Origin of the sequence: Chromobacterium sphagni, from assembly GCF_001855555.1 — a bacterium.
In the GTDB taxonomy this organism is placed as follows: domain Bacteria; phylum Pseudomonadota; class Gammaproteobacteria; order Burkholderiales; family Chromobacteriaceae; genus Chromobacterium; species Chromobacterium sphagni.
This window is the reverse complement of the sequence record NZ_MKCT01000068.1, coordinates 1-8,290: the sequence shown is the minus strand read 5'-3', so window position 1 is coordinate 8,290 and position 8,290 is coordinate 1. Positions and strand designations below refer to the sequence as shown.

Here is an 8,290-nt window from a genome sequence, read left to right as displayed (position 1 = left end):
CTGGAGCCGGCAGCTGGCCGATATCGACCAAAGCTGGATAAACGGCCACTTCGCTTCGCCATGGCGCGACGCCGACCACCCGCTGGCCGCACTGAAGTGAGCATCCGGACAGGGCCGGCCGACAGCCGGCCCGCAAAACAACAGCAAGAAACAGAGGAGAACCGCATGGAAAACATCGCCTTCATCGGCCTGGGCAATATGGGCGGCCCGATGGCCGTCAATCTGCTGAAGAAGGGCTTCCCGGTCAGCGTCTTCGACCTGTCGGCCGAAGCGATGGCCAAGGCCGCAGCCGCCGGCAGCCGCGCCGCAAACAGCGCTGCCGACGCGGCCAGCGGCGCCAGCGTGGTGATATCCATGCTGCCGGCCGGCAAGCACGTGGCCGCTTTGTATCTGGGCGAGGACGGCCTGTTCGCCAAGCTGGCCAAAGGCACGCTGGTGATAGACTGCAGCACCATAGACGCCGGCACCGCCCGCAGGGTGGCCGAAACCGCCGCGGCTCAGGGCCTCGCCATGCTGGACGCCCCGGTGTCCGGCGGCACCGCCGGCGCCGCCGCCGGCACCCTGACCTTCATCGTCGGCGGCGCGGCGGAAGCCCTGGCCCGCGCCCGCCCGCTGCTGGAGGCGATGGGCAAGAACATCTTCCACGCGGCGGCGCCGGCGCCGGCCAGACCGCCAAGATCTGCAACAACATGCTGCTTGGCATCCTGATGGCCGGCACCGCCGAGGCGCTGTCGCTGGGCGTGAAGAACGGCCTGGACCCCAAGGTGCTGTCGGACATCATCAGCAAGAGCTCCGGCCGCAATTGGGCGACCGAGCTGTACAACCCCTGGCCGGGCGTGATGGAGAATGCGCCGGCCAGCCGCAACTACGCCGGCGGCTTCATGTCCGAACTGATGCTGAAGGACCTGGGCCTGGCCGAGGAAACCGCGATGCAGAGCCATGCCGCCAACCCGCTGGGCGCGCTGGCGCGCAATCTGTACGAAGAGCATGTGCAGCAAGGCAACGGCAAGCTGGACTTCTCCAGCATCCTCAAGCATTTCCACGCGCTGGATTAATCCCGCCGTTGCAGGATTCTCTCCTGCTTATGACGTGTGATACATTGACCATCGGCTCCCGACGGGAGGCCGGCGCAAGCCGCCTCCCGTTTTGCATCGGATGAACGCCGCCCCGGCCGCGACCGGGATCATAACAAGGAAAACCATGTCTACATCGCCCACTCTGACGCGCGTCGCGATCGCCGCGTTGACAGTTCTCGCCGCGCCGGCCTTCGCCGCCGGCTATCAGCAACCGCCCAAGAACATTCTCGACGTGATGCGCGCTCCGGCGCTGCCTGTCCCCAGCGTCAGCCCCGCCAAGAACGCGATGCTGCTGGTAGCCTGGCAGGAATATCCGTCCATCGCGCGCGTGTCCACTCCCTATCTGCGCCTGGCCGGCACCCGCGTGGAACCGCGCAACCACAGCAAACACGATACCCCGGGCGGCTACGGCATCCCGCCGTGCGCGGAAAGCTTCAAGCTGGTGAGCATCCCGGCCGGCAAGGAAACCCCGGTCGCGCTGCCGGCCAACGCCTGCCCGAGCGCGCCGCAATGGTCGGCCGACGGCAAGCGCTTCGCCTTCGCCAACGTCGCGCCGGACGCAGTGCAGCTGTGGGTAGGCGACGCCGCCACCGGCAAAGTACGCCAGATTCCGGGCGTCAAACTCAACCCCATGCTGGACGGCGAGCTGCAATGGATGCCGGATCAGAAAACGCTGTTGGTCAAGACCGTGCCCGCCAGGCTTGGCCCGCCGCCGCAGCGGCCGCTTACTCCGGAGGGCCCCAGCATCCAGGAGGCCGACGGCGAAAAAGGCCAGAGCAGCACCTACGAAAACCGCGACACCCTGAACAGCACGCACGACGAAGCGCTGTTCGACTACTACGCCGCCTCGCAACTGGCCCTGGTCGACGTCCAGAGCTCCAAGCTCACCCCGCTGGGGCAGCCGGCGCTGTTCGATGCGGTGGACGCCGCACCGGACGGCAAGCACGTGCTGGTATCGGCCGTGCGCAAGCCCTACTCCTACGTCACCACCTACGAGCGCTTCCCGCATGAGGTGCAGGTATGGGATGTGAGCCAGTCCTCGCGCATCGCCATCCACACGGTCGCCTCGCTGCCGCTGGCCGACCGCGTGCCGGTGCACGGCGAACCGCTGGGCCCGCGCGACTTCGCCTGGCGCGCCACCGACCCTGCCACGCTGATCTGGGCCGAAGCGCTGGACGGCGGCGACTGGCAGAACAATGCGCCCAACCGCGACAAGGTGATGCTGCAAAAAGCCCCGTTCACCGCCGCGCCGGTGGAAATCCTGCGCACCCCAATGCGCTACGCCGGCATCGAATGGAGTGAAAGGCCCGACACCGCGCTGCTGACCGAATACGACCTGAACCGCCACTGGCGCAAGACCCATATCGTCAATATCGACCAGCCGCGACAAGCGCCGCGCCTGCTGTGGGACTTGTCGATGGATGAAAAATACGCCGCCCCGGCAGCCCGGCGCTGCGCGTGCTCGCCAATGGCCAAAGAGTGATCCGCCAGGACGGCGACTTCATCTACCTGAACGGCGCCGGCGCCTCGCCGCAAGGCAACCGGCCCTTCCTCGACCGCCTCAGCCTCAAGACTCTGCAGAGCGAACGGCTGTTCCGCAGCGACAAATCCGCTCTTGAGCGCGCCATCTCGCTGACCGACGGCGGCACCATTCTCACCTGGCGGCAAACCCCGACCGAAGCGCCCAACGCCTTCCTGCGCAAGCTGGGAGCGCCGGTCAACGCCGACAAGGGCGAGGCGGTCTACGCATCCACCCCCGTCGCCGTCACCCATATCGCCGACCCGACGCCGGAACTGCGGCAGATCAAGAAGCGCTTGGTGAAATACAAGCGCGCCGACGGAGTGGAGTTGTCGTTCACGCTGTACACGCCGCCGGGCTACCAGGAAGGCACCCGCATCCCGGCCATCCTCAACGCCTATCCGCTGGATTACGCCGACGCCGCCAGCGCCGGCCAGATCAGCGGCTCGCAGCAAACCTTCACCCGCCTCTACCAGTACAAATATCTGCTGCTGGCCGGCTACGCCATCATCGACCAGGCATCCTTCCCCGTCATCGGCGATCCCAAGGCCGCTTACGACAGCTACCAGGAACAGCTGGCGGCAGACGCCAAAGCCGCGGTGGACACCGCGGTGCAATTGGGAGTGGTGGACCCGGACCGCGTGGCGGTCACAGGCCACAGCCACGGCGCGCTGATGACTGCCAATCTGCTGGCCCATACCGACCTGTTCCGCGCCGGCGCCGCCACCAGCGGCTCCTACAACAAGACGCTGACGCCGTTCGGCTTCCAGAGCGAGCGCCGCTCGGTGTGGGAAGCGCCGGAGGTATACCGCCAGGTATCCACCTTCTTCTACGCCGACAAGCTGAAGACGCCGATCCTGATCGTGCACGGCGCCGACGACGCCAACCCAGGCACCACCCCGCTACAGGCCAGCAAGCTCTACGAAGCCATACGCGGCAATGGCGGCACCGCCCGCCTAGTGATGCTGCCGCATGAGCCGCACTGGTACGCGGCGCGCGAATCCAACGAGCAGCTGGTCTATGAAATGCTCAACTGGTTCGACAAGTACGTAAAGAACGCGCCGCCGCGCGCGGCCAAAACCGCGCAGAGCGGCCAACCTGCCGCGCAGCAGCCTTAAGCGACATGCGCCCCAGCCACCGCCGGGGCGCTTTTCAACTCGCTGCGCCCAGACAGATCGCAGACGCCCCCCTCTCATGCGATCCGGGTCCAGCAAAAAAACCGCGCCACACCCGGCGCGGGCCACCGGTCAGCCAGCCTCCGGCGCCAGATCCATGCCATCCTTTTCCAAATCGAATCGGACAAACTAGACATCATCGACCAGCCGTCCATTCACCCTATCGTTATCCGGCGGCAACCGGGCACGGACAAAACCAGTCGAAAACTCTTGCGCCGCAGGACTGGAGCCCAGCACGCTGGACGATCCGCCTTAGCTCCCTTACGAAGACCAAACTGCGGATCCCCCGATCGCGCAGGGATCCGAAGTCTCCATCGGCCGCTAGGACTCGGTGGACCGCCCCTTTGGGGTATCCGTCCTACCGCCGCCGCGACGCCTTGCTTCTCACCTTCCACTCCCGCCGCTGTTGCTGGCGCTGCAAGGCTGTCTGCTCGGTCCGCCGCATTTCGCGCTGCAGCTTGTGGTAATTGAGCAGCCGGTCGTTCGCCACCGCCCCGCGCACCGCGCAGCCGGGCTCCAGCTTGTGGCTGCAGTCGCGGAACTGGCAACGCGCCGCCAGTTCCGCGATGTCGGCGAAGCTGCCGGCCAGCGCCTCCTCGTCCAGCGGCGCCTGCAAGCTGCGCACGCCGGGCGTGTCTATGATGCAGCTGCCGTCCGGGCACTGCAGCAGGCTTCGCGCGGTGGTGGTATGGCGGCCGCGGCTGTCATCCTCCCGCACGCCGCCCACAACCTGCGCCTGCACGCCCAGCAGGGTGTTGCTAAGCGTGGACTTGCCTACGCCGGACGAGCCAAGCAGCACCAGCGTCTGCCCCGCCCCCAGCCAGGGCTGCAAAGCCCCGCGGCAGGCGGGGTCGGTGGCGTTCAGCAGCAATATCGGCGGCAAAGGCCGCAGCCTGGCTTCCAGCTCCTCCACCTTCCGCCCGGCGCCTGGGCACAGATCGGCCTTGCTCAGCACCACCACAGGCGCCACGCCCGCCGATGCGGCCAAGCCCAGGTAACGCTCCAGCCGGCGCGGATTGAAATCGCCGTCCAGCCCCATCACCAGCAAGGCTGTGTCGACATTGCTGGCATACAGCTGGCGCACGCCGTCGCCGCCCACCCTCGCCAGCTGGTTGAACGGCTCCAGCCGCTCCAGCAGCCGCCAGGCGCCGGTGGCTTGCGGCTGGGCCAATGCCCAATCCCCACCGCCAGCTGTCCATGCAAGGACGGCAGGACCTGCGCCGGCCTCTCCTCATCGCCGTCATGCAGCCAGAAACAATCGCGCTGCACGCGGCTGACGCGGCACAGGGTGGCGTCGGCATCGCCGGCTTGCGCCAGCGCTTGTCGCAACAACAACGGCGTCAGGCCGATAGCGGCCAAGCGCGGAAAATCGAAATTCAGCATTGAAACTCCTGAAGGCGCACGCAAGCCGACACGATGCAAGACCAGGCTGCAAATGCGTTCTTGGAAATGGTATGGGGGTGCCTGCCAGGCAGGCGGTGCTACCGCGCGGAGGCGGTGGAAGGGAAATGCTGGAGGACGGCGGCCCGAGCGGCGCCGCTTACGACGAGAAGGCGGTCAAAACGGGAAAAATCAACGACGACAAGACGTCCGTTCAGCCAGCAGCCCTTGCGCGCAGGTATCGAATCTATCCATGGGGTTCTCCTTGTGGCTGATTGGAAGATCGACAATTATGCCAACGGCAAAATGAAAAGGCAAGCCGGTCACGATTGCTCCCCCGCACGAAGAGGCATGGGCGCGCCATCCAGCCTGGCGCTGGCCGAATCAAGCATGCCCTCCTACGGCAGCAGCCGCTGCCCGGCCTGCCGCCAGAAAGCCGCATCCAGAACATAATCGCGCGCAATCGGCTCCGCGCCGGGATTGGCCAGCACCAGACGCAGCCTGGGAGCCGCATTGACGGGCAGGGAGACTTGCCAATTGGCCAGCGTATGCTCGCGGCCGCTGCGCCACAGGCTGTCGTCCGGACCGTCATGGCGGTCCTGGCTGATGGCGGAGAATTCCGCCCGGGTGTGGGATGGCTGGGCGGACAGCAGGCTGTCGATGCGGGAGAGCCGGCTGGCGCTGCTGCGGCCTATCGACTGGGGCTGATCCAGCAGACCGGCGTCGCGGTAGTGGTTGGTGTGGGTGAGCACGCCGTTGGCCTCCCGCTGCAGGCGGTAGCGGCCATGCTGGCCGACCTCCACCAGCATCAGGCCTGTCGGGTCGGCCAGTTGCAGGAAGACCGGCCGGGCATGGCCGAATAGTTTGCCGGCATCCGCCGCCACCGCCTCCAGCGTGGCGTAGCGGCGCAACAACTGGCGCATCACGCCATGCTCGCCGGCCTCTCCCGCCCGGGCTTCGCGCGGCAGGCTGCTGGCGGAGGCGCTGACCACCGACAGGCCTTGCTGATTGACGCCGGCCTTGATGCCGGGCACGCGGCTGCCGTCGGCGAACAGGCCCAGGTAGGCGAAGCCGCTGGCCGGATGAACCAGCCGCAACGACTGCTGGTGGTCCGGCTTCCAATCGCGGTTCTTGGCCAGCAGGGTGCCTTCGCCGCCAGCGCTGGCGCTTCCGGCCGCGCCCCACAGCGTGCAGGCTGCGGCCGGGCCATGCGGCAACCAAGTCAAGCCGGCGGCCAGAATGATAACCTTGCGCATGCCGCCTCCTGGCAGGAGTGAAAAGGAAAGGTCCACCGGCTCCGCTTCGCAGCAAATCCCGAAACCCGTTGGCCGATTGTGATCCGCCCATGGCGCCACGGCAAGGCCCGGCACGCCGACCGCGGCCATAAGCCAAGACGACCGGCCATCGCGATACCGCCGACTCAGCCGGCGAAATAGCCGTCGCGATCCAAGTCTGGAATCAACGCAGATTGCGTTGGCCGCCACCCCAGCGCCTCCCGCGTCGCCGCGCTTGACGCCGGGCAGTCCAGGCCGACGAATCGCGCCAGCCAGCCAAAATGCTCGGCGGCTTGCTCCGCCGACATCGCGGCAAGCGGCACCTTCAGGCGTCGGGCAATGACCTCCGCGATCTCACGCACTGGCACCCCCTCGTCGGCCACCCCGTGATACCTGGCGCCTGCCGCCCCCTTTTCCAGCGCCAGCCGGAACAGCCGGGCGGCATCCAGTCTGTGCACCGCGGGCCAGCGATTGAGGCCGGCGCCCACATGCGCCGAAACGCCCTTCTCCCGCGCCAAGCCGATAAGCGCGGGCACAAAACCGTGATCGCCGTCGCCGTGAACCGAGGGCGGCAGCCGCAGCAACGACACCGCCACGCCGCGCGCCGCCACCGCGGCCGCCGCCTCGTCCGTCGCTACCCGCGGGAAGGACTCGGCATCGAAGGCCGGCTGATGTTCCTCCAGCGCCAAGCGGCCTTGCGCCAGCAGCGCGGTGCCGGAGGTGATGACCAGAGGGCGGCCGGAACCCGCCAGACCGTCGCCCAGGGCCGCGATGGCGCGCCGGTCTATCTCGCAATTGGCCTGGAACCGGGAAAAATCGTGAATGAAGCCGGTATGGATCACGCCATCCGACCGCGCGGCCCCGTTGCGCAGACTGTCGAGGTCTTCCAGATCCCCTCTGTGCGCCTGCGCGCCGGCAGCGGCGAGCGACTTGGCCGCCGCATCCGAGCGCGCCAGGCCCGATACCTGGTGGCCCGCGTCGATCAGTTCCCGCACCACGGCGGAGCCGATAAAGCCCGTCGCACCCGTGACGAATACTCGCATGATGTTTCTCCTTTGCCGTCCTGGCCGCGGTCGCGGCCTATGACAAACAATATAGCGGCTTGGAAAAAGACGATCCATGCTATAGAGTCCATATTATCTTCGTTATCGTCCGGGCATCCGATGGATCCGCTCTCAGAAGTGCTATCGCTGCTGAAACCCCGCAGCTATATCTCCGGCGGTTTCGACGCCGGCGGAAAATGGGCCATCCAGTTTCCGCCCCACCAAGGCATCAAATGCTATGCCGTGGTGGCCGGACAATGCTGGCTGGCGGTGGAAGGCGTTGCCGATCCGGTGCGGCTGAAAGCGGGCGACTGCTTCCTGCTGTCCAGCGGACGGCCTTTCCGCCTGGCCAGCGACCTGGCGCTGACGCCCGTCGACGCCCGCGCGGTTTTTTCCGCCGCGCAGGGCGGCTGCATCGCCTCCTGCAACGGCGGCGGGGATTTCTTTCTGGTCGGCGGGCACTTCACTCTGACGGCCATCACGCCGGCATCCTGCTGGGAGAAATGCCGCCCATCGCCCATATCCGCCGGGAAACCGACCAGGCGGCACTGCGCTGGTCGCTGGAACGGATGGGACAGGAGTTGCGCGAGCGGCGGCCCGGCTGGTTGCTGATAGCGGAGCACCTCGCCCACGCCATGCTGGTGCAGGCGCTGCGGCAGCATCTGGCGGAAGCGCCGGCAGGCGGTGTGGGCTGGCTGTTCGCCCTGGCGGACAAACAGATGAGCGCGGCGATCCACGCCATCCACCACGATCCGGCGCAACGCTGGACCATCCAGAAACTGGCCGAGCACGCGGGCATGTCGCGATCGAGCTTTGCGCTGAA

Annotated in this window: 6 protein-coding genes and 2 pseudogenes; 5 read left to right on the top strand and 3 right to left on the bottom strand. The window is 67.0% G+C overall.

The genetic code is table 11. From position 1 onward, the window contains the following. Window positions 1–165 precede the first annotated feature (165 nt). From mmsB to BI344_RS24980, 3 genes and pseudogenes are all read left to right on the top strand, one after another. Window positions 166–1,055 (top strand): annotated as a pseudogene (gene mmsB / locus BI344_RS26220) (3-hydroxyisobutyrate dehydrogenase). A gap of 145 nt (window positions 1,056–1,200) precedes the next feature. Next, the gene (locus tag BI344_RS24985; RefSeq protein WP_206600440.1) at window positions 1,201–2,559 is read left to right on the top strand and encodes a TolB family protein; all 1,359 of its coding nucleotides are present in this window, start codon (window positions 1,201–1,203) and stop codon (window positions 2,557–2,559) included. After that, window positions 2,535–3,713: an alpha/beta hydrolase family protein gene (locus BI344_RS24980; RefSeq protein ID WP_206600439.1), complete on the top strand. Its 1,179-nt coding sequence runs from the start codon at window positions 2,535–2,537 to the stop codon at window positions 3,711–3,713. Before BI344_RS24985 ends, BI344_RS24980 begins: the two co-directional genes overlap by 25 nt. Window positions 3,714–4,128: 415 nt before the next feature. On the opposite strand, the gene rsgA is transcribed toward BI344_RS24980, so the two are convergent. Then, window positions 4,129–4,941, bottom strand: coding sequence for a ribosome small subunit-dependent GTPase A (gene rsgA / locus BI344_RS19675; RefSeq protein WP_241499413.1), 813 nt, complete (start codon window positions 4,939–4,941; stop codon window positions 4,129–4,131). 26 nt (window positions 4,942–4,967) lie between these two features. Here rsgA and BI344_RS25525 point away from each other — a divergent pair, with 26 nt between their 5' ends. Next, a complete protein-coding gene (locus tag BI344_RS25525; protein WP_241499412.1) occupies window positions 4,968–5,156 on the top strand; it encodes a hypothetical protein in 189 nt (62 codons plus the stop codon). 392 nt (window positions 5,157–5,548) lie between these two features. Here BI344_RS25525 and BI344_RS19665 read toward each other — a convergent pair whose 3' ends face one another. Both BI344_RS19665 and BI344_RS19660 read right to left on the bottom strand, forming a co-directional pair. Beyond that, window positions 5,549–6,406 carry a carcinine hydrolase/isopenicillin-N N-acyltransferase family protein gene (locus tag BI344_RS19665; RefSeq protein WP_071114505.1) on the bottom strand — a complete coding sequence of 286 codons (858 nt, stop codon included), beginning with the start codon at window positions 6,404–6,406 and terminating at the stop codon, window positions 5,549–5,551. A 164-nt stretch (window positions 6,407–6,570) separates the two neighbouring features. Then, the gene (locus BI344_RS19660) at window positions 6,571–7,467 is read right to left on the bottom strand and encodes an SDR family oxidoreductase (RefSeq protein WP_071114504.1); all 897 of its coding nucleotides are present in this window, start codon (window positions 7,465–7,467) and stop codon (window positions 6,571–6,573) included. Between the two features lie 39 nt (window positions 7,468–7,506). Here BI344_RS19660 and BI344_RS26215 point away from each other — a divergent pair. After that, window positions 7,507–8,290: pseudogene (locus BI344_RS26215) on the top strand (AraC family transcriptional regulator); the annotation flags it as partial.